The sequence below is a fragment of the Thiocapsa rosea genome, from assembly GCF_003634315.1.
In the GTDB taxonomy this organism is placed as follows: domain Bacteria; phylum Pseudomonadota; class Gammaproteobacteria; order Chromatiales; family Chromatiaceae; genus Thiocapsa; species Thiocapsa rosea.
On record NZ_RBXL01000001.1, the window covers coordinates 4,205,289 to 4,231,434 of the forward strand.

General features: G+C 62.5%; 19 protein-coding genes and 1 pseudogene. 7 read left to right on the forward strand and 13 right to left on the reverse strand.

The annotated features are described in order from the left end of the window. Window positions 1-122: 122 nt before the first annotated feature. Window positions 123-1,844: a proline--tRNA ligase gene (locus BDD21_RS18855; RefSeq protein WP_120798473.1), complete on the reverse strand. Its 1,722-nt coding sequence runs from the start codon at window positions 1,842-1,844 to the stop codon at window positions 123-125. 334 nt (window positions 1,845-2,178) lie between these two features. On the opposite strand from BDD21_RS18855, the gene BDD21_RS18860 reads away from it, so the two are divergent. The 4 genes from BDD21_RS18860 (at window position 2,179) to ilvC (ending at window position 6,920) form a co-directional block, all read left to right on the forward strand. Then, entirely contained in the window at window positions 2,179-3,234 is a 1,056-nt protein-coding gene (locus tag BDD21_RS18860) for a PilZ domain-containing protein (protein ID WP_170164824.1), read from the forward strand. A gap of 136 nt (window positions 3,235-3,370) precedes the next feature. Further along, entirely contained in the window at window positions 3,371-5,158 is a 1,788-nt protein-coding gene (locus tag BDD21_RS18865) for an acetolactate synthase 3 large subunit (protein WP_120798475.1), read from the forward strand. 30 nt (window positions 5,159-5,188) lie between these two features. Beyond that, entirely contained in the window at window positions 5,189-5,680 is a 492-nt protein-coding gene (ilvN, locus tag BDD21_RS18870; protein WP_120798476.1) for an acetolactate synthase small subunit, read from the forward strand. Window positions 5,681-5,903: 223 nt separating this feature from the next. Then, the gene (gene ilvC / locus BDD21_RS18875; protein ID WP_211335209.1) at window positions 5,904-6,920 is read left to right on the forward strand and encodes a ketol-acid reductoisomerase; all 1,017 of its coding nucleotides are present in this window, start codon (window positions 5,904-5,906) and stop codon (window positions 6,918-6,920) included. A gap of 640 nt (window positions 6,921-7,560) precedes the next feature. Here the strand turns inward: ilvC and BDD21_RS18880 are convergent. The 6 genes from BDD21_RS18880 to BDD21_RS18905 form a co-directional block, all read right to left on the reverse strand. Further along, window positions 7,561-7,764: a hypothetical protein gene (locus BDD21_RS18880; RefSeq protein ID WP_120798478.1), complete on the reverse strand. Its 204-nt coding sequence runs from the start codon at window positions 7,762-7,764 to the stop codon at window positions 7,561-7,563. A gap of 202 nt (window positions 7,765-7,966) precedes the next feature. After that, complete coding sequence (locus tag BDD21_RS18885; protein ID WP_120798479.1) at window positions 7,967-8,296, reverse strand: P-II family nitrogen regulator; 330 nt, start codon at window positions 8,294-8,296, stop codon at window positions 7,967-7,969. Next, a complete protein-coding gene (locus BDD21_RS18890; RefSeq protein WP_120798480.1) occupies window positions 8,293-11,079 on the reverse strand; it encodes a DUF2309 domain-containing protein in 2,787 nt (928 codons plus the stop codon). Before BDD21_RS18890 ends, BDD21_RS18885 begins: the two co-directional genes overlap by 4 nt. After that, window positions 11,076-11,474, reverse strand: coding sequence for a putative inorganic carbon transporter subunit DabA (locus BDD21_RS18895; protein ID WP_120800010.1), 399 nt, complete (start codon window positions 11,472-11,474; stop codon window positions 11,076-11,078). The genes BDD21_RS18890 and BDD21_RS18895 overlap by 4 nt, the downstream gene beginning before the upstream one ends. Window positions 11,475-11,590: 116 nt before the next feature. Then, window positions 11,591-12,400 carry a hypothetical protein gene (locus BDD21_RS18900; RefSeq protein ID WP_120798481.1) on the reverse strand — a complete coding sequence of 270 codons (810 nt, stop codon included), beginning with the start codon at window positions 12,398-12,400 and terminating at the stop codon, window positions 11,591-11,593. 1 nt (window position 12,401) lies between these two features. Beyond that, window positions 12,402-14,087 (reverse strand): NADH-quinone oxidoreductase subunit 5 family protein, encoded by a 1,686-nt coding sequence (locus BDD21_RS18905; protein WP_245969687.1) that lies wholly within the window; start codon window positions 14,085-14,087, stop codon window positions 12,402-12,404. 477 nt (window positions 14,088-14,564) lie between these two features. Here BDD21_RS18905 and moaA point away from each other — a divergent pair, with 477 nt between their 5' ends. The 3 genes from moaA (at window position 14,565) to ltrA (BDD21_RS18920) (ending at window position 19,476) form a co-directional block, all read left to right on the forward strand. Next, window positions 14,565-15,602, forward strand: a complete 1,038-nt coding sequence (moaA, locus tag BDD21_RS18910; RefSeq protein ID WP_120798482.1) for a GTP 3',8-cyclase MoaA — start codon at window positions 14,565-14,567, stop codon at window positions 15,600-15,602. Window positions 15,603-16,381: 779 nt separating this feature from the next. Next, on the forward strand, window positions 16,382-17,602 hold the full coding sequence (gene ltrA, locus BDD21_RS18915; RefSeq protein WP_120796613.1) for a group II intron reverse transcriptase/maturase: 1,221 nt from the start codon (window positions 16,382-16,384) through the stop codon (window positions 17,600-17,602). A gap of 563 nt (window positions 17,603-18,165) precedes the next feature. Further along, on the forward strand, window positions 18,166-19,476 hold the full coding sequence (gene ltrA, locus BDD21_RS18920; RefSeq protein WP_170164696.1) for a group II intron reverse transcriptase/maturase: 1,311 nt from the start codon (window positions 18,166-18,168) through the stop codon (window positions 19,474-19,476). 251 nt (window positions 19,477-19,727) lie between these two features. Here ltrA (BDD21_RS18920) and moaD read toward each other — a convergent pair whose 3' ends face one another. The 6 genes and pseudogenes from moaD to BDD21_RS18945 form a co-directional block, all read right to left on the reverse strand. Further along, window positions 19,728-19,982 carry a molybdopterin converting factor subunit 1 gene (moaD, locus tag BDD21_RS18925; protein WP_120798483.1) on the reverse strand — a complete coding sequence of 85 codons (255 nt, stop codon included), beginning with the start codon at window positions 19,980-19,982 and terminating at the stop codon, window positions 19,728-19,730. A 201-nt stretch (window positions 19,983-20,183) separates the two neighbouring features. Next, entirely contained in the window at window positions 20,184-21,434 is a 1,251-nt protein-coding gene (locus BDD21_RS18930; protein ID WP_120798484.1) for a molybdopterin molybdotransferase MoeA, read from the reverse strand. A gap of 2 nt (window positions 21,435-21,436) precedes the next feature. Continuing rightward, window positions 21,437-21,967 carry a molybdenum cofactor biosynthesis protein B gene (gene moaB / locus BDD21_RS28740; RefSeq protein ID WP_245969946.1) on the reverse strand — a complete coding sequence of 177 codons (531 nt, stop codon included), beginning with the start codon at window positions 21,965-21,967 and terminating at the stop codon, window positions 21,437-21,439. Window positions 21,968-22,123: 156 nt separating this feature from the next. Continuing rightward, window positions 22,124-22,888: pseudogene (locus BDD21_RS28745) on the reverse strand (sensor histidine kinase); the annotation flags it as partial. Window positions 22,889-23,110: 222 nt separating this feature from the next. Beyond that, a complete protein-coding gene (locus BDD21_RS18940; RefSeq protein ID WP_120798486.1) occupies window positions 23,111-24,532 on the reverse strand; it encodes a sigma-54-dependent transcriptional regulator in 1,422 nt (473 codons plus the stop codon). Between the two features lie 490 nt (window positions 24,533-25,022). Then, window positions 25,023-25,877, reverse strand: a complete 855-nt coding sequence (locus tag BDD21_RS18945) for an iron-sulfur cluster assembly protein (protein WP_120798487.1) — start codon at window positions 25,875-25,877, stop codon at window positions 25,023-25,025. Window positions 25,878-26,146 lie beyond the last annotated feature (269 nt).

The following is a 26,146-nucleotide window of genomic DNA, read 5'->3' on the forward strand; positions in this document are numbered from 1 at the left end:
CCTCCAGCCTCCAGCCTCCGGCCTCCGGCTTTGTTAGAGGCGGCGGGGCGGGATGGATTGCACGCGATGCGTTCGGTGTTGCGTTGCCCCTACGAGAGCGCGAGGATCGCTGGCGGCTGAAATCAGTCCGCCCGAAGCCGCGCCGACAGCCAGCCGACGATCTCCTCGATCGGGATGAGCTGCGTCTCGCTGTCGTTGCGGCCCTTGTACTCGACCTGCCCGTCGTCGAGCGACTTGTCGCCGACGACGATGCGATGCGGGATGCCGATCAACTCCATGTCGGCAAACATGACGCCGGGGCGGGCGTCGCGATCGTCGAGCAGGACGTCGACCCCGGCCAGCTTGAGATCCTCGTAGAGCTGATCCGTCGCCTCGCGCACGCGGTAGGATTTGCCGAGCTTCATCGGCAGAAGTGCGACCTGGAATGGCGCGATCGGCGCCGGCCAGGAGATGCCGCGCTCGTCGTGATGCTGCTCGATCGCCGCGGCGACGACACGCGAGACCCCGATACCGTAACAACCCATGGTGAGGGTCGTCGCACGGCCGTCTTCGCCGAGCACGTTGGCCTTCATGGCTTGGCTGTATTTACGCCCGAGCTGGAAGATATGTCCGACCTCGATCCCGCGCGCGATCTTCAGATGACCCGAGCCATCCGGGCTCGGGTCGCCGTCGATCACGTTGCGCAGATCCGCGACCTCGGGCATCGGCAGATCCCGGCCCCAGTTCAGACCGAACCAATGCTTGCCCTCTTGATTGGCGCCGGCGCTGAAATCTCCGGTCACCGCGACGGTGCGATCCACGATGCAGGGAATCGGAAGATCCTTCGGTCCGAGCGATCCGGGACCGGCACCGATCGCCTCGCGGATCTCGGCCTCCGTTGCCATGCGCAGCGGCGCGGCGACCCCGGGCAGCTTTTCGGCCTTGATGGCGTTGAGCTCGTGATCGCCGCGCACCAGCAGGGCGATCAGGGCGGACTCGCTCTCGGCGGAGGCGGCAACCACCAGGGTCTTGACCGTGCGCTCGATCGGCTGAGCAAACTGCTCGACCAGATCCGCGATGGTGCGTGCGTTCGGCGTGTCGACCAGGCGCGCGGTCTCCTGCGGTGCCGGGGCAGCATCGGCCAAGGCGAGGGCCTCGGCGAGTTCGACGTTGGCGGCATAGTCGCTGCTGTCGGAGAAGGCGATGGCGTCCTCGCCCGAGTCCGCCAGCACATGGAACTCGTGCGAGGCGTTGCCGCCGATGCTGCCGGTGTCGGCTTGCACCGGGCGGAAATCGAGCCCGCACCGAGTGAAGATGCGGCTGTAGGCCGCGTGCATCTGCCGGTAGGTGTCTTCGAGCGAGGCGTCGTCGAGATGGAAGGAGTAGGCATCCTTCATCAGGAACTCGCGCGCACGCATCACGCCGAAGCGCGGGCGGATCTCGTCGCGGAATTTCGTCTGGATCTGGTAGAAGTTGATCGGCAGCTGCTTGTAGCTCTTCAGCTCGTTGCGGGCGAGATCGGTGATGATCTCCTCGTGTGTCGGGCCGAAGCAGAAGTCGCGCTGATGGCGGTCACGCAGACGCAGCAGCTCCGGGCCGTATTGGTCCCAACGGCCGGACTCTTGCCACAACTCGGCGGGCTGCACTGCCGGCATGGAAACCTCGAGGGCACCGGCGCGGTCCATTTCATCACGGACGATGCCCTCGACCTTGCGCAGGACGCGCAGCCCCATCGGCAGCCAGGTGTAGAGCCCGGCAGCCAGCTTACGGATCATGCCGGCGCGCAGCATCAACCGGTGACTGGCGATCTCCGCGTCGGACGGGGTCTCTTTGAGGGTCTGGATCGGAAACTGAGAGGTGCGCATCGGCAGGGCTATCGGCGGCGTAAAGGCGCGAAGTGTATTGTTCAACCAGTATCGAAACAACCGCGCGATGGTCGGAAGCCGCCGGAGAACTCCGGACGGGTGTCGATGCGGGGGTCTCGTCGTGGCTCGTGAGGCGATCTCGGGACGCCCGGTCTATACTATACCGACCAAACCCGAGCGTGGACTTCGGGGAGCGTCGGGCAAGCCGATGTCTCGTGCGCAGCAAGGATGCGTCGCCCCTTCTCGGTGGCGTCTCCTTTGGCGACGGCGACGGCGAATCCGACACCGTCGCGATCCGAAAGCATCTCGGGTCGGGTTCGATTCGAGTGTGATCATGACAAAACGACCAGAGGATTCCAGTCCAAGCGGTAAGGCGTCGGTTGCGAACCGGCGGACCCAGCGCCGCATTTCAGTGCGCATACCCATCCAGGTTTTCTTACCGAACCAAAGCGAGCCGATCACCGCGATGAACCAGGACATTTCCTGGGGCGGCGCTCAGTTCGTCGTCGCCGTGCCGCTCGCCTCCTTATCCGGTACGCTGCGCTTGACGTTTCCCTGGCGAGGACACGAAACGGTTTCGATTGACGCGGAGGTCGTGCGGGCGCAGCGGCTGGGGTCCGGCCATCATCAGGTCGCTGTGCGGTTCGCGAGCCTCTCGCCGCGCAGCCAAGCCCGGTTGGAAAAGCTTCTGACGATGCTCGATCCGGCGGAGGACTCGACTGTCCGAGACTCGGACCCGCTGGTGCGCGAGCTAGAGGTCGTGATCGAGGATGCCGCAGCGATGCGCGAGATGCTCGAGCAGATCGCGGCCGGGCGTTTGAGCATCACCGTCTTCGAGACTTACGAGGCTGGCCAGAGCATTCGTCTTTCCATTCGCGGGGCGGATGGTCTACCCGGACTTCGGTTGCGGGCGCGTGTGCGCGAGGTCGAGCGCGTCAAGATGGATGGGTTCACCCAATCGGAGCTGTTCGGTCTCGAGCTCGGATTCGAGCATCCGACACCGGCGATCAAGACATTCGTCGACCTCTTGATCGAGCAGCTTCCGCCGGTGTCGAAACACCCCGAGTCCAGTGTCGAGGGTGCCCCGGATTGGCTGCGTGCGATGCATCTCGCACGGCCGACGGAAGACCTCGCGCTCGATGATCACGGCGACGCTTCGGTCTTGGAGTCGCGCTTTCCCGATGCCTTGAGAAGTCTGATCTGGGTGTGGGGAGACCCGGAGGCGTTCGACCTCGCGTTCCAGGACCTGACGCTGGGCAGTCATGTTGAGCCGGGCGGCTGGCCGGCGGATGCATGGGAGGAGCTGGGTTTTCTCCAGGACGCTCATGACTGCGCCTACGGTCTGCCTGCAACCAGAACGAGCCGGTTGCGCCCGACGCGTTGCCGTTGAATCGGCGTCGTCGGCCCGGCGGCCCGGTCGCGGCGGTATCGGCGGATCGAATCCGCGCCTCGCTTGACCGGCTGCGCCGATCGCGGTAACTTCGATCGCTTTTGAACCCTTTTGGGACTGATCGGAGGTCACCGAGGTGGCACTGTCTGAAGCGCAACTCGATGGGGCCGAGCCGGCGCGGCCGGAGCGGAGTGGTGTCGAGCTGAGCGGGGCCGAGATCGTTATTCAGGCGCTCGCCGACGAGGGGGTCGAGTTCGTCTTCGGCTATCCCGGCGGCGCGGTGCTGCATATCTACGACGCCCTGTTTCGGCAGGAGTCCGTCAAACATATCCTGGTGCGTCACGAGCAAGGCGCCTCGCACGCCGCGGACGGCTACGCGCGCGCGACAGGGAAGTGCGGCGTCTGTCTGGTGACGTCCGGGCCCGGTGCGACCAACGCGGTCACCGGTATCGCGACGGCTTACATGGATTCCATCCCGATGGTGATCCTGACCGGCCAGGTGCCCACACCGGTGATCGGCAGCGATGCCTTCCAGGAAGTCGACACCGTCGGCATCACCCGGCCCTGCGTGAAGCATAACTTCCTGGTCAAGGACGTGCGCGATCTGGCGTTGACCATCCGCAAGGCATTCTTTATCGCGACGAGCGGTCGGCCGGGCCCCGTGGTCGTCGATATCCCGAAGGACGTGACGGATCCGAACATCAAGATCCCCTACGACTATCCGCGCGACGTGAAGATGCGCTCCTACAACCCGGTGTTGAAAGGGCATCCGGGGCAGATCCGCAAGGCTGTGGATCTGATCCTCCAAGCCAAGCGGCCGGTCTTCTATACCGGCGGTGGTGTGGTGCTCGGCGAGGCATCGGCGCAGTTGACGGATTTCGTCCGCACGACCGGTTTTCCCGTCACCAGCACCCTGATGGGGCTCGGCGCCTACCCCATGACCGATCCGCAGTTCATCGGCATGCTCGGGATGCACGGCACCTACGAGGCCAACATGGCGATGCACGAGACCGATGTCTTGATCGCCATCGGTGCGCGTTTCGACGATCGGGTCACCGGCAAGATCGAGCATTTCTGCCCGCATGCGAAGATCATCCATGTCGATGTGGATCCCTCCTCGATCTCCAAGAACGTGAAGGTCCATGTACCGATCGTGGGGCAGGTGGCCAACGTGCTCTCCGACATGCTCAAGCTCTATCGCGAGCTGGCTCCGAGTTCCGACGAGCAGCCGGTTTCCGATTGGTGGTCCAAGATCGCGGAGTGGCGTGCGGTGGACTGCATGCGCTACGACCGCAACAGCACGGCCATCAAGCCGCAGTTCGCGGTGGAAACACTCTACAAGGTGACCGACGGCGACCTCTATCTGACCTCGGACGTGGGTCAGCACCAGATGTTCGCCGCCCAGTTCTATCCCTTCGACAAGCCTCGGCGCTGGATCAACTCGGGTGGTCTCGGAACCATGGGCTTCGGGCTCCCGGCGGCGATCGGGGTGCAATTGGCGTTTCCGGATGCGCAGGTCGCCTGTATCTCAGGCGAGGCGAGCATCCTCATGTGTATCCAGGAGCTGGCCACCTGCCTTCAGTACGGGCTGCCCGTAAAGGTCATCCTGCTCAACAACGGCTACATGGGCATGGTGCGGCAGTGGCAGGAGTTCTTCTACGAGAGCCGCTACTCGAACTCCTATGTCGACGCACTGCCGGACTTCGTGAAGCTCGCCGAGAGCTTCGGGCATGTCGGAATGCGCGTCGACCAGCCGGCCGATCTCGAGGCCGCGATGACCGAGGCGTTCGCGATGAAGAACCGCCTCGTGTTTATGGATGTCATCGTGGATCCAACCGAGAACGTTTATCCGATGATCGCGGCCGGCAAGGGCCACCACGAGATGCACTTGGCGCCAAGCCTCTCGGACCGCGAGCTGGCTTAACACGCGTCCCGAGTGAACGAGAGCTGACACATGAGACATATCATCGCCGTGCTGCTGGAGAACGAGGCGGGCGCCCTCTCGCGCGTTGCCGGGCTCTTCTCCGCCCGTGGCTACAACATCGAATCCCTCACCGTCGCCCCGACGGATGACCCGACCCTCTCGCGCATGACCCTGGTCACCACGGGCAACGACGACGTGGTCGAGCAGATCAAGAAGCAGTTGAATAAGCTGATCGACACCGTGAAGCTGCTCGACCTCTCCGAGGGCCCGCACATCGAGCGCGAGATGATGATGATCAAGGTGCGCGCCGAGCGTCAGGATCGCGAAGAGCTCAAGCGCCTGACCGAGATCTTCCGCGCCAAGATCATCGACGTGACCGACACCAGTTATGTCATCGAGCTGACCGGGGCATCCAAGAAGCTCGATGCCTTCATCGACGCGGTTCCGGAAGGGCTGATCGTCGAGGTGGTTCGTTCGGGTCCCACAGGCATCTCGCGCGGCGACAAGGGCCTCACCATTTAAACCGCGTCCTTGTGCGACATGAGCCGTTTTCCTGTGAGCCCGGTATGGCGCGTGTCCGCCGCCTCTGCGGGGGACGCGGTTTAAGTCTTTACTCTTTTTCGGATTGAGCTGCTTGCGCGGTTGCGGTTCGCTTTATCGGATCGGACCTGACGGAGTGCCTGAAGGCCGCTCGTAGACCGATCCGCCTCATTCATCTCCAGCTGAAGGATTCACCTTAATGACCATCAATGTGTATTACGACAAAGACGCCGACCTCTCTCTCATCCAGGGCAAACAGGTCGCGATCATCGGTTACGGCTCGCAGGGTCATGCCCATGCCAACAACCTGAAGGAGTCCGGCGTGTCGGTCGTCGTCGGTCTGCGTCCCGGCTCGGCTTCCGCAGCCAAGGCGGCCAACGCCGGTCTCGAGGTCCGCTCGATCGAAGAGGCCGTGAAGGGTGCGGACGTGGTCATGATCCTCGCTCCCGACGAGCACCAGGCCGCGCTCTATCGCGAGCAGGTCGCGCCCAACATCAAGCAGGGTGCAGCGCTTGCCTTCGCCCACGGCTTCAACGTGCACTTCGGCCAGATCACACCCCGCGAAGACCTCGACGTCATCATGATCGCGCCCAAGGGTCCGGGCCATCTGGTGCGCTCGACCTACACCCAGGGCGGCGGCGTACCCAGCCTGATCGCGGTTCATCAGGATGCAACCGGTCAGGCCCGCGACATTGCGCTCGCTTACGCCTCGGCCAATGGCGGCGGGCGTGCAGGCATTATCGAGACCAACTTCCGCGAGGAGTGCGAGACCGATCTGTTCGGCGAGCAAGTCGTGCTCTGCGGCGGGTTGACCTCGCTGATCAAGGCGGGTTTCGAGACCCTGGTCGAGGCCGGTTATGCGCCCGAGATGGCCTACTTCGAGTGTCTGCACGAGGTCAAGCTGATCGTGGATCTCATCTACGAAGGCGGCATCGCCAATATGCGCTACTCGATCTCCAACACGGCCGAGTACGGTGACCTGACGCGCGGTCCGCGCATCATCACCGACGAGACCAAGGCCGAGATGAAGCGCATCCTCGGCGAGATCCAGAACGGCCAGTTCGCCAAGGAATTCATCCTCGAGAACCAGGCGGGCGCGGCGTCGATGAAGGCCATGCGTCGACTCGGCGAAGAGCATCAGATCGAAGAGGTCGGCGAGCGTCTGCGCGACATGATGCCCTGGATCCGCGAGAAGAAGCTGGTCGACAAGTCCCGCAACTGATCGATTGCAGTCCAAGTCTTTCTCCGGATCCGATCAGTCTGATCCGTAAAGACACGAAAGGCCATGCACCCGAAGGGGCGCATGGCCTTTTTTATTCACGTCGCTGTTATTCGCCTGTGTGTATCGAGCGTGTGTATCGAGAGTTCGCCTGTGGCGGCTCCTACAGCAGGCAATCGTTTCACGTCGCGAATGAATCAAACCTGCTCTTTTTGTGAAAGGCCCGGTGCGCGGCTTTCGTCGCGTATCGCCAATGCATCATCGCTGCCGACGGGATACATCCGGGCTTGTCTCGGGAGGTAATTGGCCGGCGAGGCGATTCCGAGCATGCATCCGTAGAGAAATGACCACCCCGTCATCGCACCGAACATCTGATATGTATATGTCATGATACTGCTCCCGTCGAGTGATGCGATCTCGAGGACGTGCGTTCGCTTGGTCCCGGTCGCGATGGACAGGTCGAGCGTTCGGAGCTTCCCGGTTTTTCGGGGCGATCGACTTTGACTCCGCTGTTCCTGTCCTTGTGACTAGAGCGTATGTCAGCCAGAGGAATGCAATCGCGACCTAGGTCTCGTTCCCGAAGCAGACTCGCAAGAATCCGTCTCCAGACCCTTCGATCGCATAGGCGTCTTGACCCGCGGGGTCAGCGTTGGTCGGGGGGTAGCGCCATCTTGCCCCTAGCCGAGAGGTCGGAGCGTCGGACCTTGGCGATCTTGCGAACCTGTCCGACCATCGGTTTCAACTCCTCCGCTGCGGCCCAGGCTTCTTCGACTGTGGCTGCCTTGCGGGCTTGATTCGGAGCCGATTCGAACTGGGGTTTATGAGGCTCGTGCAGGATGTCTGTCATTGGAGTGATCCCCGTTGCTATTGTGCACCAGCATACTCTGGTTTTCCTTCGGGCCGCTATTCCAATCGGCGATGGCAGGTATCGGCTTTAAGAATGTACTGTTCGCCTTTCCGTCTAAACAGCGTTCAGAGCGAAATGCGTCATTTTCACGTCGCGTTTGGCTTTGAAGATATCCTCGATCTCGGCGAGACGCGGTTTAGGTTCAATCGGTATGCATCTTCACCATTCGGCTGACCTGGATGTCGGAGGTGAAGACGACGCCCATGTGTTTGTTGAAGAAGGGTGTCAATCCCTCCAGGATCGGGCCGACAAGGTCATCGGAAACGGCGGTCACGATCATGATGAGGACCGAGTCGTCATTGAACATCAGATGTCCCTTGTGGACGCCGTGGGTGCCTTTTCCGGATAGGTTGTGAAGGATCGTGTAGCCGCCGACGCCTGCGCGATCCAGTAGATCGACGACGAAACCCTGTTGCTCGCCCTCCACGATGATCTCCAGCTTCTTCATCGCAGTGACCGTGAGTGCGTTCATGGCGATTCCTCCAGGGTTGCGGCGCGTTTTCGATGTTGTCGAGCCGGTTTGGCGCCGAGGGGTCTGGCCACCCGGGCGCTGCGGTCCGTTCCGGCCGGCCAGGGCTGTGCGGTCCAGAGACCATGCTCGAACAGAGAAACGCGCTCCGTCTCGGGATCGAGGACCAACAGACGCACCCAGCCGTTCTTCACCAGCTCGCGAACCTTGAAGACCTTGTCCAAAGCCTCTTGTATGCAGGACAGCGGCGCCTCGATGAGGGTGATCAACCGCATCGGCTGATGGTAGGGCCGATCGCCCTTGGCGACGGCCTGGGCCGGGAGCCCTGTGCGCAAGTCGCCGACGTTGCCCGTCATCACGCCGAAGCGGCCAACCACGTTGTGGTAGATCTTGCTGCCGCTGCCGAAGACCTCGTTGTCGACGGCCGAGAAGTAGTACTCCAAGTTGATCCACTGGGCGACGATCAGCGGGCCGGAGAGGATGCCCACAAGCAGCTCGCCCGATGGGTCCTGGCGATGGTCGTAGGAATGCAGGAAGGCGCGACCCTCGAGATCGAGCGCACGCGTGAGGCTGCGGCTGCCGATGATGAAGGAGGCGTTCTTCGACAGGCCCCATTCCGGGCGCACCTGTGTCCAATCCATGGCGTGGCGCTTGACCCGGCCCGCGGCGGACTCCGGAGAAGGCACCCCGGTCTCCCCCAGCTCGATGCAGCGTTCCTGCGCGCAGAGGCGACCGGCGGCGGCCAGATCTTCCTGGATGCGCGAGACCTGAGTCAGCCGGCCGGGCGGCAGCTGCTCGATGTCGTAGAGTGTCGTCTCGTCGGTGGTGGTGTCGTGCAGGGCAGGGATGAAACAGGTGTCGTCCGGGATCCGGATACCGCGCTCGGCGAGCCGATCGCGCACTTCGCGCCGATTCGCCATCGCCGCGAAGATACGGGCATTCACCAAACCGCGGTCGCCGCCGCAGGCCCCGCAGTCCAATGCCGATTCGTAGGGGTTGTTCTGCGAGCTGCTGCCGTGACCGACGACCAAGACGATCTTCGCGAAGTCATCGACCAAGCCGATGGTCTTCAGAAGGTTGTCGACCAACAGCGCCTGACGTTCGATCCGAAACCCGATCCGTGCCAGATGCTCGAGCTGGATTCTGGCCTGATCGGGATTCAGTCCGTACTCCAGGCGCAGGCTGGTCAGGAACAGGGTCTCGGCAGCGGTGTCGAGGTCGAAGCGCTGGGCGAAGCCGCTCGGTCGGGTGGCGTGACCCAGTGCGATCTCGCGCAACTCGCGGATCATGCCGGTCGTAATGGCCTCGCGCTTGACCCCGAAATGCCGATCGATGGCCCTCACCACCATCTCGTCCTGAAGGGTCGCGATCAGATCGAGTGCGTCGTCCTTGGAGATCTTGTCGATCATGAGTCGGGTCGGCTGTCTGCCGTTGTCGAGCGTCTTGCGCCAGCGGGTGTAGGCGGCGGGCGCCAGGGTCTTGCCGACCATGTCGAATCCGAACAACAATCCGACCGCCTCGACCGTGATATAGGGCGCGAGCACGGTGCTCTTGAGATCGTGCACGACCTCGGTGGCGAGTTGAAACAGCGCGTGGCCCTCATGCCCGTGACCGCCGGACGGGTGTGAGTGCGGCATCTCCAGTGCGACATTGCTCGGCGTGACGATGGCCGGACAGAGTGCGGCCTCGTGGCCCTTGCCGAACTCGATGAAGTTGACCGGGACGCCGAAGAAGCCGGCGACACCGAAGGTCTCGTAATGACCGAGCTGCTCGAGCTGGCGCCGCAGTCTCTCGGAACGCACATCGATGCAAAACAGCGCTTGAATGTCGCCACCGTTGACATGCGGCTCGTCCGGTCTGCGCACGGCATCGGCGGTCCGCGTCCGGTGAGCGGCCAGCTTCGCGAGCAGGTCGCGGATATAGGTGCGTTCCAGCGCCTGCGTCCAGACGAACCCCTCGTGCGCGCGGAAGCTGTAGACCGCCTCGATCATTCGGCGCAGTGTTCCCGAGCGTTTTCCGGCCAGCTCCGCGCGCGGGATGCCGGCCCGCTCGCACAGCTCCTGCAGGCGCAGTGCACGCATCGCGGCCTCGCGTGCAGTCTTCTCGCGCTCGTATTCCGAGCAGAGTGTTTTGATCTGCGCGGCGTCTGCGCCGTCGAGTACGACCTCGACCCGATGTGCGTAATCGGGGAGGATCGCGCCCGAGTGCAACTCATGGCGCAGCAGAGCTTCGTGGGGATGCGCTTCGAGATACCGAACCCAGGCGGGATAGCGGAAGTCGCGCCGATGCTCCTTGCCGGCCTCTTCGATCAACGGCAGGGAGAGCACCAGTCGAATCGCGATGAAGTCGACCAAGTCCGCCGGATTGCGCTCCTGCCAATAGTAGCCCTTGGCCTGCGAACGCCAGCGCACGAAACCGGCCCAGCCATGCAGCTTGGCGAGCTCGAGGGCGAAATAATCCATCCAGAGCGTCTCGGGGATCTGCAGCCGATTCATGACCAGATCGATCGCCGCCTCCGGCTGTTCGGTCCGTGTCAGAATCTCCCCGACATCGAGCCCGTGCAGACGCAGGCGGCGATTGCGCTTGGCGATATGGCTCCAAGCGCGGAACATGCCTTGCCGACGGCCGGGCATACGCCAGACGGATTGACCTTCATCCAGGAAGTCCATGCAACCCTTGATCTGCAGCTCGTTGAGGGTCGCATTGATCCGGGTGCCGTAGAGCCGATCGACGAGATCGTAGAGCGTCCAGCGCACGCCGATCAGAGTCGTGTCGAGCATCTTCATGGCTGATCCGCCGACGGGCGAAGTCGGGCCAAGATCGCATCCGTGCTCGGATAGGCGTCGCCGACGCTCGGCTGATCCATCCGGGTCATGAGTGTCGTGAGGATGTGCTCGAGGTCGAGCGGCTCGCCATCGTCCTCGCCGGAATCGTCATTCGGTGCCCAGTCTCGCAGGAACTCGGAGACCAGGTCTTGGATCACCTCGAGATCGATCCGGCCTTCGTCCATCATGGCTTGATAGTCGGTTCGGCGCAGATAGCCCCGTGCGTGAAAGAGTCGGGTCGCCTGCTCGACTGCCTCCTCGAACGGAAGATGCTCGAACCCGTTCAGCGGATTGTTGTAAATATAGTTGCGCATCGGCCACATGAAGGGCAGGAACTCGCCGGCGACCGTGACCATGGAGCGGATCTTGAGCGCATGGCCCAAAGGCAGCCCTGACTCGTGTCCGGCGGTGTCCCCTGTCCTAAGCGGGGTCGATCGATGGATCGAAGCCTCTGAGTCGCCGTTTGTTCGCCTCACAGTGCAACCTCCACGAGTAGGATTCCGAAGATGCCGAGTGCCACCATGCCGCCCCCCACACCGATGGCGCGTTTGGGATCCAGGTCGCGATAGACCAGATCGTCCCGCGGAATGCCCCACACGATCCCCGTGAGCAGGTTGACACCGGCCCAGGTCCAGAGCAGCCACGACAGACAGATGGGCAACAAGACCACGATCTCGTCGGCGGCAACCCCGCCGAATGCGAGCGCAGCGATGGCGAAAAAGGACGGCGAGAAGGGCACGGCGATGGCCGTCAGAACAGCGAGCACGAAGAGGTGCGAGAACCAGGGCATGCGGCAACAGAGTCCCGGATAGAGCCCGCTGCGCGCGATCCCGAAGCGCTGGGTCAACTGCTCGAGCATAAAGACCAGCGGCAACAGCGAGACCGAGAGTCCGATCGCGGGGAGCAGGGGATTCACCCCGTAGGCGATGCCGATCCAGATGAGCGCGAGCGCCGAGGTGAAGAGGTGGGAGATCCAAATCTCCCCGTCCTTCGCGCTCAGGAGACGAAAGGCGTAAAGCACCGAGGTGATGCCGCCCCAGACGCCGAAGAAGGTCAGAAGCCGTGCATCCGGGATGCCGAGACGTATCGCCAGCGTGGTCAAGCCCACACCGATCAGCGGGAAGACCAGCAATAGCGCGATCTTGAATCCGGGAGCGCGACGCCATGCCGAGCGCTTGCCGACCTCCGCGTTCAACTGACCCTGCAATAGTGCATTGGGCAGTATGCTCATAGGGTAGAGCGGCAGGAAGAGCCCGGCGAGGAGAAGCAGCGTCAGTGTCATCTCAGACCCACCGCATCAATGCATTGAGCCGGCGCGAGCGTGCCAGCATGAACCCGGCCAGGCGCCCGTAGAGGTCTGCGATATAAAACTCCCGTGACATCAAGGCGTAGATAGACAAGTAGAGGTCACGGTAGCGACGCGTGAGTGGCTCCTGCTTGGCGGTCGACCAGAACACCAGCATCCAACCCGCCGCAATCAGGGTGACCAAGACGAGCATCAGCAGGGTGAACAGCGGTGCCGGCAAGGATGCGGCCCGGTACAGCGCGTCGCGGAAGGCCGGATCCGGATAAAGCAAGGTGTCGATCGTATGCCCGACCAAGACATAGGTCAGGATGACCAGGGCAAAGGACAGGATGACATAGCCCAGCAGCTTGAAAGGCTGCTCGCCGCCGATCTTGTAGACGAAGAAGAGGGTTTGAGCGCCCGTGATCCAGCCGAAGAGCAGAAGGATGATGGCCCCTTGATGACTGAGAAAGCCCTCGTCGACGACCTGATGGGCGGCAACCAGGATGATGAGCGGAACCGCGATGGTGATCCCGGCAAACACGATCCAAGACAAGGGTGGCTTGGGTGCCTTGCGCTCGACCATGAACTTATAGATCTCGCCCTCCGGCAGGTTCGGATCCTTGCGCGCGCGTGCAATCAAACTTCCCGAATCCAGGAACAAGGTCGCCTTGAAGACCCCGTGGGCGATCAGATGAAAGATCGCCAACGAAAAGGCGCCGAGGCCGCATTCCATGACCATATAGCCCATCTGACCCATGGTCGAATAACCCAGCGCCCTCTTGATGTCGCTCTGCATCAGCATCATCACCGATCCCATGATGGCCGTCACGAGCCCGATCAGCAGTGCGATTTGCAATACCGAATCGGTCTGTACAAAGACCGGTGCAAAGCGATTGATCAGAAAACCGCCCGAATTGACGATGCCCGCGTGCATCAAGGCCGACACCGGTGTCGGGCCTTCCATCGTGTAGGGCAGCCAAGTATGGAAGGGAAACTGGGCCGATTTGGCGAAGGCCGCGATCAAGACGAGCACCCCGACGGTTTCCGTGATGGGGAGGCCGAAGACGCTGGTGCGTCCCGGGTCGGCCGCGATCGCATCGAAAAGAAGCGGAATGCTCAGGGTGCCGTAGCTGTAATACAGCAGAGCCGCGGCCGCCATCAAGGGCAGGTCCCCGATGCGATGCGTGATGAGTGTCCAGAAGGCGTAGCGATTCGCCGCCTCGCGGCGGGTATCGTGGTTGAGTAAAAAATAGAGAAGGATGCCGATGGAATGCCAGGCGAGCAGCAAGGTCAGCAGATCGCCCGCCAGGACCATGAGCATGATCATGGCGTTGATGCTGTCCAGCAGCACGAAAAAGCGTGTATAGGCGGGATCGTCCCGCATATAGCGTCTGGAATAGAGATGGACGATCAGACTGATCGCGCTCACGGCCAGCGCCATCAATGCCGAGAGCGAGTCGAAATACAGCGAGAAGAGACCGATGCCGCCAAGGGTCGCAAGCTGCCCTTGACCCGAGGCGATCTGCTCTATAAACAACCCGAGCGCCAAGACGAAGATCGACAGGCTAAAGCCCACGCTGATCCCCGAGATCCGCTCGCCCAGTCGCTCGGCCGACACCAAGACGACACAGGCCGAGACCAATCCCAGGATCGGGAGCAGATAGGCGGCGTATGCGATCACGTCGTTTCAGCGCTCCGGTTGGTCGGCTTTACCGGCAAATGCATAGGGTCATTCCGCTTTTGCCGTGACCTTTTGATTTGCAGGATCGGCAGCAGGTATCGTGCCTAAGGCCGACCGAGCGGCCGAGCGATTCCAGCGACGGGGCGCGGTGCTCTCGGGCTCGAGCGACTGCTCGGGTTGTCGCCCGGAGGACGGTGCGACTCGGCGAAATACCCCTCGACCTGCTCCTTTGGCGATACGGTCGAGTGCGGCTCGGCGGTATGACGATCGGGACAAAACCGCCCAATCGGCGGTCTCCATCGAGACACATTGTCCCGGTCCGGAGGCGGGTACATGCGCAAAAAGGCGCACATGAGCGAGGCACGTTAAGTGCAGATACGAGGCGAGGTCGTGTGCGCTCGGCGCAATGACTCGTACGCCGCTCGCCGTCGACGAGCGTTCCTCAATCGGAAGCCTCCATTGAAAACAGGACAGCGCGTGAAACGAGAAACTGCCTTTCAAACCGAAGAGCGGACGGTCGAACAGGAGCCGGGTTTGATCGATCGGTTCGGCCGCCGGATCACCTATGTGCGTCTCTCCGTTACCGATCGTTGCGATCTGCGCTGTGTCTATTGCATGTCGGAGAAGATGACCTTTCTGCCGCGCAGCCAACTTCTGACTCTCGAGGAGATGGCAAGACTCGGCAGATGTTTCAGCGAGCTGGGTGTGACCAAGTTGAGGGTCACGGGCGGCGAGCCGTTGGTGCGTCCGAATGTGATCTGGTTGTTCGAACAATTGGGCGGGCTCTCGACTATCCGTGACCTGACGCTCACGACCAACGCGACCCAGCTCGGGCGCTATGCGCAGTCACTGAAGGATGCCGGAGTGACCCGTATCAATATCAGCCTGGATACGCTGGATCCGGAGCGTTTTCGTAAGATCACCCGAGTCGGACAGATCGAGAAGACACTGAGCGGACTCGATGCGGCCCTGCGGGTCGGCTTCCGGAAGATCAAATTGAATACGGTGGTACTCAAGAACCGCAATCACGACGAGGTCGCCGACCTGGTGCGCTTCGCCATCGATCGCGGGATCGACATCAGCTTTATCGAGGAGATGCCGTTGGGCGTGATCGGCGATCATGACCGGGCCGAGGCCTACTACTCGAGCGATGCCATTCGCCAGGATCTCGCAGAGCATTTCGACCTTCTGCCGACGATCGAGGCGACCGGCGGACCTTCCAAATACTTTCGCGTCGCCGGCGAAGAGACACGCGTCGGCTTCATCTCACCGCACAGCCACAACTTCTGCGGAGACTGCAATCGCGTGCGGGTGACCGCAGAGGGACGTCTGCTGCTCTGCCTGGGTCAGGAGCATTCGGCAGACCTTCGCCGCGCGCTGCGCGGAAATCCGACCGAGGACGCGCGGGTCAAGAAGGCGATCGTCGCAGCCATGAACATCAAACCCCGCGGTCACGACTTCGACCTTCAGGCCAAGCCGATCATCTTTCGTCATATGAATATGACGGGTGGGTGAGGAGTGAAGTTTGAGGAGTAGGGTGGAGAAGCGCAGCGCAGTCCGCCACCGCCGGCACGGGGTTCGGTGGACTTCGCTCTCGCTCGTCCACCCTACCGATTCGGCCATCGCGTCGCGTGGCGCAGAGCGCCACGGGGCATGCGTGACACCGCGGAGCGGGTGTCACGGTACGCCTGCAGAGGCGTTTCAACAGTACGGTGAAAGTCCGTATCGGGGCAAGCCATAACCCCGTAGCCGAAGGTTACTGCGTCGCCGCGAGGCGGGGTGGGGAGCAACCGGAGGCGAACGACCAGTCCGTAGGATGACGAACCCGTTTCGGTGTTCGGTGGTGGCGAGCCTGCCGTGACATGGCGAAGCCTGAAACGCACCGCTCACGCTGACATGGCGCCCAAAGCGATGAGTGGACCACCGGGTATGTTTGGGGATGGAATGGTCGGAAGGTGAAACGAGAGAAGCAGGGAGACCTGCCCGCGGAGGTGACCGGGGGCAGGAGTCAGAGTCCTCGTAGTACCGCACGTACGCTCGGACAACCAGGGCCATCGGCTGGAAACGGCCGATCCTCGAGACACCGGGGCGCAGACCCTGCCTACCGTTGAGACCGGGTACGGAAAAGCGCGGAAAGCAAAGCCGCGTCGAGGGAAGGGGGATAGGAAGAGCGATTTGGAATGACCAGAGCGATGCAGCAAAACAGAGCAGTTTCGGCAGTGTCGGCAACGACTAAACGTGAGACAGACACCCGCTCTTGGCAGTGGGTGGAAGCATCGGTGTGGACGGACCGAATGTTGGCAGCCCTGGAGAACGGGGTGAAGGGAGGGCGATGGTACAGTCTGATGGATAAGGTTCATGCCCCGACAACGCTGCGCCTGGCCTGGGAACGGGTGCGGGCGAATCACGGCGCGGCGGGTGTGGATCGGATGCGGATTGAGCACTTCGAGGCGCAGGCGGATCGCTACCTGGCGGAACTGCATGATGACCTCGCCGCGGGACGCTACCGGCCCGATGCGGTGCGACGGGTCTACATCCCCAAGGGTGACGGAAAACGCCGCCCGCTGGGAATCCCCGTGATCAAAGATCGCATCGTGCAAGCGGCGCTGAAGCTGGTCATGGAACCGATCTTTGAAAAGGATTTCCTGCCCGTGAATTATGGCTTCAGACCGCAACGAGGATGCAAGGACGCGCTGCGGCAGGTCGATGAGCTCCTGCGCGAAGGCTACACCACAGTGGTGGATGCCGACCTGGCGAGCTACTACGACAGCATCCCGCATCAGCCACTGCTGGAACGGGTGGCCGAACGGATCAGCGATGGTCGCGTACTGAACCTGATCGGGCGCTTCTTGGAGCAAGCGGTCATGGACGGCCTGGAGTGTTGGACCCCCACGGCGGGCACCCCCCAAGGTGCGGTGCTCAGTCCGCTGCTGGCCAACCTCTACCTGCACCCCCTGGATCGGATGATCACCGAGCGGGGTTGGAAGATGGTTCGATACGCCGACGACTTCGTCATCCTCTGTCGGGACCGGGACGAGGCGCAAGCCGCATTGGAAGCGGTCCGGGCGTGGACCCAAGCCAACGGGCTGACGCTCCACCCCGAGAAGACCCACATCGGCGATTGCCGTGAACCGGGGCAGGGGTTTGAATTCCTGGGCTACCGGTTCGAGGCGGGGCGCCGTTGGGTGCGCAAGAAGAGTCGCAAGGCACTGCGCGAGGTCGTGCGGGCCAAAACCCGTCGCTCGCGCAGCGGGAGCATGGCGCAGATCGTGGAGGAATTGAACCTCACGCTGCGAGGCTGGTTTGAATATTTCAAGCACGCCTACCGCACCGAGTTTCCCGACGTGGACAAGTTTGTCCGCCGCCGCTTACGCGCCCTGTTATTGCGCCGCCACCACAAGCAGGGATGGGGCCTAAGCCCCCTAACGCATCGACGTTGGCCAAATGCCTACTTCGCGAAGCTTGGGCTTTTCACCCTGACCGAAGCCCATGCCCTAGCGTGCCGATCCCGATGAGGAAACGCTCGACCGGAGAGCCGTATGCGGGAGAACCGCACGTACGGTTGTGTGTCCAGCGAAGGCTGGCGTGTTCAGCAGGAGACAGTCCTGCCGGGGTAACAGTCAGGAGCCCCGTAGCTTGGATCGCAGGGTGGCGGGAGACCAAGACTCTGAAGCCGATCGACAGCACCTTCCTTGGGGAGGTGGCGAGTCACCAGGCCGTAACAACAGTGAACGCAATGATGGCCTCGACAATGCGTAGCTCCGAAGGCCGAGCCTGCAACCGTGGGGCGAAGGCAGCATGGCGGGTCGAAATCTGACCGAGACGATCCGACCACTTCGGCGGGGTGAGTAGCGACGGCATGGTGGCAAGGGCACGCTAAGCAACTGGAGAAGCCCGTCTCGCCCCGGGGCGAAATCCCCGGAGCAAGGTAGGTCTTATAACCGGCGACACCGGGAAGTGGACCGAAGGCGAGCGGGTGGCGGATGGGCGCGTAGTAGCGCTGAAGCGGGGTAATGTCCGTGGAGCGAAGGCGCCCTACTGTTGGCAATCCTTGAACAAGATGGGAGGCAGGGGCGAGATGACAACGACGCCCATCGATCTGCAAGACCTGAGGAAGAGGATCTACATCAAGGCGAAGGCTGAACCGGCCTGGCGCTTCTGGGGACTCTACGTCCACGTGTGCAAAGAGGAGACCCTGCACGCGGCCTATGCGATGGCGAAAGCGAACAACGGTGCCCCCGGCAGTGACGGGGTGACGTTCGCGGCCATCGAGGCGGCTGGCGTGGAGGCGTTTCTGAAAGGCATCCGGGATGAGCTGGTCATCGGAACCTACCGACCGCAACCGAATCGCCGCCGGGAGATTCCCAAGGGAGACGGGCGCATGCGCGTCCTGGGGATTCCCTGCATTCGCGATCGCGTGGTCCAGGGGGCGCTCAAGCTGATTCTGGAGCCGATCTTCGAGGCTGACTTCCAGGATGGAAGCTATGGATACCGACCCAAGCGCACGGCGCATCAAGCCGTGCAGCGCGTGGCCGAGGCCATTGTGAGCAACAAGACCTATGTGATTGATGTGGACCTGGCGTCTTACTTCGACACGGTTCGTCACGATCTCCTCTTGGGGAAGGTGGCGGAGCGGGTCCGCGATGATCAGGTCTTGGGCTTGCTCAAGCGTATCCTCAAGGCCAGTGGCAAGCGGGGCGTTCCGCAAGGCGGTGTGATCTCACCCCTGCTCAGTAACCTCTACCTCAACGAGGTCGACCGGATGCTGGAGCGGGCCAAGGAGGTCACCCGCAACGGACGCTATACCTATATCGAGTATGCCCGTTATGCCGATGACCTGGTGATCTTGGTCGATGGGTATCGCCGGTGGAACTGGCTCAAGGACGCGGCCTGGCGACGCTTGGTCGAGGAGTTGGCCAAGCTCGATGTGCAACTCAATCAAGACAAGACACGACGGCTGGACCTGAGCCGGGGAGGGGCATTCAGCTTCCTGGGCTTTGACTTCCGCCGGGCCAAGACTCGGCGCGGGGTCTGGGGCGCGCGTTACACGCCACGGATGAAGGCGCGTACCGCGATCCTACAACGCCTCAAGGACGTGTTCCGCCGCTACCGCTCGCAGCCGATCGATCGGGTGATCGCCTTGATCAATCCGATCCTCAGGGGGTGGGTAGGCTACTTTCGGGTGGGGCACTCCAGTCGCTGTTTCGGGTATGTCCAAGATTGGGTGGAGAAGAAGATTCGGCGCCATCTGATGCGCGCGCGGCAGCGTCAGGGCTTTGGCTGGAAGAGGTGGAGTAGGACGTGGCTATACGAGGTGCTCGGGCTCTACGACGGGTACCGAATCGGGCTGCGTAAGCCGAAAGCGCTCCCAGTGCAAGCGGTCTCATAACCCTGGATGTGAAGTCGGCAGGAAAGCCCGGTGCCGGAAAACGGCACGCCGGGTTTGACGTGGCGGGGGCTGGAAACGTGATCATGGGAGCCGGACTGAGGGCCAGCGCGAAAGCGCTGGAGGATCCACCGGACCCTAACCTCGGCGCGCCAGTTCTCGACCCTACCGGAGGGAGGGGAGGCGTGAGCCTTCCCTACCCTATAGTTCCGGGCCATTCATGAGAACCGTTTCTCATCAATGGCCTGCGTGCTCTACCCGCCGGTGACCGGCGGGAAGAGTGCGATCTCATCGCCGTCTTTGATCCGCGTGTCCGGCCGGGCGATCTCTTGATTCACTGCCGCCAAAACGGATTCACCTTCGGCCAATGTCGTTGACCAAGGCTCGCCGCGAATACGCAGGTGCGCGAGTAGATCCGCGATGGAGTCGATGTTTTGCGAGGCATCCAGTTGCTCCCTCGCCAGTCCAAGGCTCTCTCTGAGCCGAGCGAAATACAGGATATCGATCATATTTCTATCCGCTACTCTATGCCGCCGAATCTCGGGCCTGACTTTCTTTCAGCCCAAACAACTGCCGATCCACGGTGATACCGCCATGAGGGATAACCCGCCCAACAAAACCCCAGTCACCTGAACCGCGTCCCCCCGAGTTCATTGATCCCGGGGAGAATGATCCGATCCCGGCCCCTGCCATGCCCCGCCGCACGCGGTTCAGCCGAAGAGACCCTTGAACGGAATAAAATCCACGAAGTCGCCTTTGTGGATGACCTGGTTCTCGGGAATCTCCACCAGGCCGTCCGCCCAGGCGACGGAGGAGAGCACGGCGGATGAGCGGCTGGGGAACACCGCAAGCTCCTGCGCACCGTCGTCGCCGATTTGAATGCGCGCCCGGTGAAACTCCCTTCGCTTGTCGGGGCGTAGCCAGTCGAAACCTGCACGGACCCGAAGCGTCAGGGGACGCAGATCCCCGGCGATACCCTGCTGCCGTCGGATCACCGGGATGCCGAAGAGACAAAAGGTCACGAACAGCGAGACCGGGTTACCCGGATTGCCGATGAAGGGCGTCGCGCCGATGCGCCCGAAGGCCAGCGGCTTGCCGGGGCGGATCGCGACGCTCCAGAGTTCCAGTGTGCCGACCCGCTCGAGCGCGGACTTGATGTGGTCCTCTTCGCCGACCGAGACGCCGCCGCTGCCGACGATCAGGTCGGCCTGAGCTGCGCCCTGCATCAACGCCTGCTCGGTGGCTGCGGGGGTGTCCTCGACGATCCCCAGATCCACCACCTTGCAGCCGAGTTGCTCCAGCAACCCGAAGAGCATGAAGCGGTTGGAGTTGTAGATCTGTCCGGGACCGAGCGGCTCGCCCGGCATCACCAGCTCGTCGCCGCTGGAGAAGACCGCGACGCGCAAGCGCCGATAGACACGGACACGCGCGGTGCCGATCGATGCCGCGAGTCCAAGGTGCTGCGGGGCGAGACGGGTGCCTGTGGCGATGACCTCGGCGCCGGCGCGGATGTCCTCGCCGATGCGGCGGATGTTTGCGTTGGTTTTGCAGTCGAGCGGGACTTGAACCCAGTCCTCCGCGGCCTCGCAGACCTCCTGGATCACCACGGTATCGCAGCCCTCGGGAACCGGGGCACCGGTGAAGATGCGCGCCGCCGTGCCGGGGGCGAGGACGCTTCCGGACGAGCCGGCGGGGATCCGCTGAGCGACGCGCAGGCGCCCGTCGCCGGCCGCCAGGTCCGCATGACGGATTGCATAGCCGTCCATCGCGCTGTTGTCCCAGGCAGGGACGTCGATCGCGCTCTTGACCGGTTCGGCCAAGACGCGTCCGAGTCCCTCGGCGATCGAGACGCTCTCGGTCTCGCCGATGGGGTCGACGCGCGCGAGCAGGCGCTCGAGCGCCTGCTCTTTGGTCAGCGCCGCGCGCCCGGACGCATCACAGCCGCAAGGATCCGTTGTCATCGTCAACGCTCCAGCAAGCGCGGAATGAGCTGGGCGAAGTTGCACGGGCGGGTGCGGCTGTCCAACTGCGCGAGCAGGATGCGATCCCAGGCGGTGCGGCAGGCCCCGCTGGAGCCCGGCAGACAGAAGATGAAGGTCCCGTTGGCGAGTCCCCCGAGCGCGCGCGACTGCAAGGTGGATGTGCCGATCTCCTCGAGCGAGAAGCTTCGGAACAGCTCTCCGAAGCCTTCGAGCGGCTTGTCGAGCAATGGGGCCACGGCCTCCGGCGTGCTGTCCCGTCCGGTGACGCCGGTGCCTCCGGTGCTCAAGATGACCTGGATCTCGGGGTCGGCGATCCATTCCGAGAAGGCCGCGCGCATCCGGTAGATGTCGTCCGGGACGATCCGTTTGGCCACGACCCGGTGCCCCGCCGCTTCGGCACGCTCCACCAAAAGTCGTCCCGAGGTGTCGTTCTCCTCGGTCCGACTGTCCGAGACGGTCAGGACGGCGATCTGCAGGGGCAGAAAGCCTTGGTCTTTGAAGTGCTCTGGCATGGCGTTGTCCTGTGCTGAAGCCGGGCGCGATCGTGGCTGTGTATCCGGTCGCGTTGCAGTGTATTCGGATGCCGGCCAGGAGCGCGATTCCAGGCTCGACACCAGTGTCTGTGCAAGCCAGGTGTCTTCATCGTCGAACGCAGGTTCGGCAGGGACCCAAATTCGGAATTCCGTTCCTGCCTCGGAGGTTGCCTCCAGGGTCAGGGCGCCGCCGTAGCGTCGGATCAGCCCGGTGCTGACCGAGAGGCCGAGCCCTGTTCCTCTGCCGGCGCCCTTGGTTGTAAAGAAAGGCCGGAAGATCTTCTCGACCAGGTCTGCCGGAACCCCCGGCCCGGTATCTCTGACGCTGATGAGGATACCGCGCCCGTCCCAGTCCCTTGAACCCACTTCGATCAGACCGCCGTTGAGCTCGACGGCATGGAAGGCGTTCACGATGAGGTTGACGATGACCTGCTGCAGGTCTTGCCGGCCGATACGCACGGGGCATGTGGCCTGAAGGTCGAGACAGACCTTGAGCATGCCGCGTTGTGCCTGATCGATGACGAGGCCGAGAGAGTCCTCGATCAGCCTCGCCATATCCTCCGGTGAAAGGAGGTCGACATCGTCCATCGGACGGGCGATATCGAGCAGGCTGTCGATGATCTTGCGAACGCGCTCGATCTGTTGAACGATGAGATCGACCTCCATGCGCACGGACCAGGCGGTCGGTCCCAGCTCATGCGTCACGAGGTTGACGTATCCGAGCATGACCGCGAGCGGGTTGTTGATCTCGTGAGCGACACCCGCAATCAACTCGCCGACAGCCGCAAGTTTCTCGGTCTGGACGCATTGCTTATGGCGCGCTTCCCGCAAAAGGGCGAGTACGTCCTCGAGATCCTGGTCGGCCTGTCTGAGCTCGACTGCACCGCGTGTTTCGTCCATCTCGTTCTCGGTGACCTTCGCCTCAATGAAACCGCGTCCAGAGCGAGATGCTCACGTTCGATTGAGTTCGATGTGTGGTGCATCCACGGCCCTTCGTGGGGACGCGGTTTAAATCCGAACCGATCCACAGTCGAGCGGGCAGCCGGCGCTCCCGATCGATGTCGACACGCAACGGCACCCGCGTTCATGTCGAATCCTATCGAGGGGAAAGCGTGAGCGCAATCAGCCCGGTTGAGCTGCAGAAGCCTCATCCGACCATTCCTTCAGTTTTCGTTCGACGGTCTTTCGGGAGACGCCCAAGGCGCGTGCCGCGACCGTCTTGTTCCCGCCGGCCACGCAAAGGGCGTTCATGATGTGCGAGCGCTGCACGGCCTCCAGCGACGACGTGGGCGCGACGCTGGCGGACTCCTCCGGGGTGTGCGCCGTGGATTCCCAGACATACTGAGCCACCGGACTGCCGAGCAGCAAGGATCGCTCGATGACGTTGCGCAGCTCGCGACAGTTGCCGGGCCAATCATAGCGGGTGAGCTGCTGCAGATCCCACGCCGTGAGCTCGGGCGTGGGAACGCCCAACTCCGCGGACAAGACCTGCAGAAAGTAACGGGCGAGGTGCTCGATGTCGCCCTTGCGCTCGCGCAACGGCGGCAGGCGCAGATCGACCACGTTGATCCGATAGTAGAGATCCTTGCGGAAACGGCCGGCGAGAACCTCCGCGGCCAGGTCGCGATTGGTCGCCGTGATCACGCGTGCATTGACCGGAATCTCCTGGCTGCCGCCCACCGGGCGATACCTGCGCTCCTCCAACACCCGCAGGAGCTTCGCCTGCAGGGCAAGAGGCATCTCGCCGATCTCGTCCAGGAAGAGGGTCCCGCCGTCGGCGTGACTGAAGAGACCATTGCGCGCCTGGTGCGCTCCGGTGAAGGCACCTTTGAGATGTCCGAAGAGTTCGCCTTCGATCAGGTCGGCCGAGATGGCGCCGCAGTTCACGGGGACATAGCTCCCGCGCCGGCCGCTGAGATCGTGGAGCGCCCGTGCAACCAGCTCCTTGCCCGTGCCGGTTTCACCCTTGATCAGCACCGTCGAGGGCATGGGTGCGATGCGGTGGATGGTGCGCCAAATGTCCTTCAACGACGCGCTTTCACCGACGATGCGTTTCGCGGACGGACGTTGCTCGAACTCGCGGTTTCGCAGAAACTGCTCGCGAGTGGCTTGTCGCCGATCCTGCGCGCGCTTGATCACCGCGAGCAGTTGCTCGGCGTGAAAGGGTTTGCGCAGCACATCCGCCGAGGTATCGCGCAGTGCATCGATCTCGTCGTAGACGTCCGAATAGCCGGTGATGAAGATCACGTCCAAGTCGACCTGATAGCGATCCCTGAGCTCGCGGGCAAGCTCGAGCCCGCTGACCGCGCCGGGCAGGCGAATGTCCGCGATCATGAGGTCGAAGCGGGTGTCTTTGGCCAAAGCCCGCGCCTCCTCGGCATCGGCGGCCGTCTCGACTCGAGCAAACTTCGACGAGAGTGTGCGCGCGATGAAGGTCCGCATTCCGGGCTCGTCGTCCAGAACCAGGATGGCCTCCACCGCATTCGGGGCGGCTGAGACCTCGTCGCCTCCTACATCGCTGCGATCTGCAAAGGAAATCGACATAGTGGTGTCCTCTGGTTCGTCGGTCGCGTCCGATAGGCTCGGGCCGTCCGCCGACGTTTTTGTGTGGGAGCCGCGATTGTCGGGTCGGGTTCCGACCTGATCGACTGGCTTCATCGATGATGCGTTTTGGTTGCCCTCGAGCACCGATGTTCAATCTAATCGCCGTATTCAGGTTTTTGCAACCGAGCGTTCGGAAGTGGTCTCGGCGGATATCACGCAATACAAAGCCAAACCCGTCAATATTGCGTAAAAGGATATCTGTAGCGCTTATGCGGATACAAACGAAATTTATTGAGTGTGATATCGGAGATGTCGATATGACACAGGTGAGATCATTGTTTAAGCAATTTATTAAAAGCGAATAGATGAGGGTTTGCCGCAATGCGGACTCGTACGAGGAATCTCGGGCGGGGTTTTTTGCGGAGGTCGATGCAGAGATTCGGAAGGGGGATGGCGAGGAGGGGGATTTCTCCCGCCTCCGCAGGTGTGTCTAAGCCGCGTCCAGCGCGGGCTCGGGCTCGCTGACTTCACCGCTGTAGGCCCGACGGTAGGCCTCGACGAAGGGGCGAAAATCCTTCACGGTTCCGTAGATCGCCACGACGCCTCCGCGTCGACGATCGTAGACGAGGTTCACGCCCTCCGTGCGTCCGGCGGGATTCGGCCGGGCCTTGCCGTCGTAGTAAATCCAATGCCGGGCATGAACCGACGCATAGACCAGGTCTTCCTCGGCGTGAATCGACCAGAGAACGACATAGTTCCAACTGCCGATGCTGAGCTTGACCTTGCCTTGGCGCTCCTGGGCATCGGGATCCTCCGGGTTGATCTGCCATTGAAAGACCGGCACGGGTCCGTTGTAGGTCGGATCGGCGTTGCCTTGGGGTCCGTCGACGATGGGTGGGTCGAAGGCATCGGGGATTTCGGAGGTGGGCGGCGACGTCGGTGGCGGTTTGCGCTCCTTGTCCTCGGCGCCGGCCAGAAGATCTTTGAGATGCGGCGCACCGCCGTGGCTGGGGTCGGGGATGGGGTCTAGGCCGTATTCCTTCAGATCGACCTGCAGCGGATTCATCGAGGCGCCGCCGAGCAGCATGGAGTCGTCGTCGTAGGGTGGCTCGGTATGGATCTCGATGGTCTCGAACCCGAGTCCCTGCAACAGGGCACGGGTCTCGTTCTCCATGGCCGTGACCTTCTCGGCGTTGATCGAGTCCGGCGTAAATTCCACCTCGATGTTGGTTCCCTGGACCGCGACGCTCTTGACGAACCCGAGCGACACGACATCGCGTGACCGACCGGGAAAGCGGATCTGCCGCAGAAGCTCCTTCACCTCTTCGGGTTTAATCGGTGCCATCTCATTCCTCCTCTGGGTTGTTGTGCGACGACATGTCTCGGCGCGCGACCGGTTTTCTGTCTCGGTCGTGTGCCATGGCGTCACCGCATCGCATTTCAGGGCTCGACGGAGACCTGGTCCTGTCCAAGACGTCGGCCTTAGACTCCGAATAACCTAGCAATCTGCTTGCCAAATCTATTTCGGGTTGAATCTTTTCAACGGCTTTCGTTGTCGTTGTCGTAATCGACTAACGACAACGACAACGACAACGACAACGATTAGCTTCGGTA

What these genes read in the sequence shown, in the direction of transcription:
- BDD21_RS18890 (WP_120798480.1), bottom strand. Translation starts at nt 11,079, where the DNA reads ATGAAGATGCTCGACACGACTCTGATCGGCGTGCGCTGGACGCTCTAC.
- BDD21_RS18930 (WP_120798484.1), bottom strand. Translation starts at nt 21,434, where the DNA reads ATGACAACGGATCCTTGCGGCTGTGATGCGTCCGGGCGCGCGGCGCTG.
- moaB (WP_245969946.1), bottom strand. Translation starts at nt 21,967, where the DNA reads ATGCCAGAGCACTTCAAAGACCAAGGCTTTCTGCCCCTGCAGATCGCC.
- ltrA (WP_170164696.1), top strand. Translation starts at nt 18,166, where the DNA reads ATGACAACGACGCCCATCGATCTGCAAGACCTGAGGAAGAGGATCTAC.
- BDD21_RS18900 (WP_120798481.1), bottom strand. Translation starts at nt 12,400, where the DNA reads ATGACACTGACGCTGCTTCTCCTCGCCGGGCTCTTCCTGCCGCTCTAC.
- BDD21_RS18880 (WP_120798478.1), bottom strand. Translation starts at nt 7,764, where the DNA reads ATGACAGACATCCTGCACGAGCCTCATAAACCCCAGTTCGAATCGGCT.
- moaD (WP_120798483.1), bottom strand. Translation starts at nt 19,982, where the DNA reads ATGATCGATATCCTGTATTTCGCTCGGCTCAGAGAGAGCCTTGGACTG.
- BDD21_RS18945 (WP_120798487.1), bottom strand. Translation starts at nt 25,877, where the DNA reads ATGGCACCGATTAAACCCGAAGAGGTGAAGGAGCTTCTGCGGCAGATC.
- BDD21_RS18855 (WP_120798473.1), bottom strand. Translation starts at nt 1,844, where the DNA reads ATGCGCACCTCTCAGTTTCCGATCCAGACCCTCAAAGAGACCCCGTCC.
- ltrA (WP_120796613.1), top strand. Translation starts at nt 16,382, where the DNA reads ATGTTGGCAGCCCTGGAGAACGGGGTGAAGGGAGGGCGATGGTACAGT.
- BDD21_RS18885 (WP_120798479.1), bottom strand. Translation starts at nt 8,296, where the DNA reads ATGAACGCACTCACGGTCACTGCGATGAAGAAGCTGGAGATCATCGTG.
- BDD21_RS18895 (WP_120800010.1), bottom strand. Translation starts at nt 11,474, where the DNA reads ATGGTCACGGTCGCCGGCGAGTTCCTGCCCTTCATGTGGCCGATGCGC.
- BDD21_RS18940 (WP_120798486.1), bottom strand. Translation starts at nt 24,532, where the DNA reads ATGTCGATTTCCTTTGCAGATCGCAGCGATGTAGGAGGCGACGAGGTC.
- ilvN (WP_120798476.1), top strand. Translation starts at nt 5,189, where the DNA reads ATGAGACATATCATCGCCGTGCTGCTGGAGAACGAGGCGGGCGCCCTC.
- BDD21_RS18860 (WP_170164824.1), top strand. Translation starts at nt 2,179, where the DNA reads ATGACAAAACGACCAGAGGATTCCAGTCCAAGCGGTAAGGCGTCGGTT.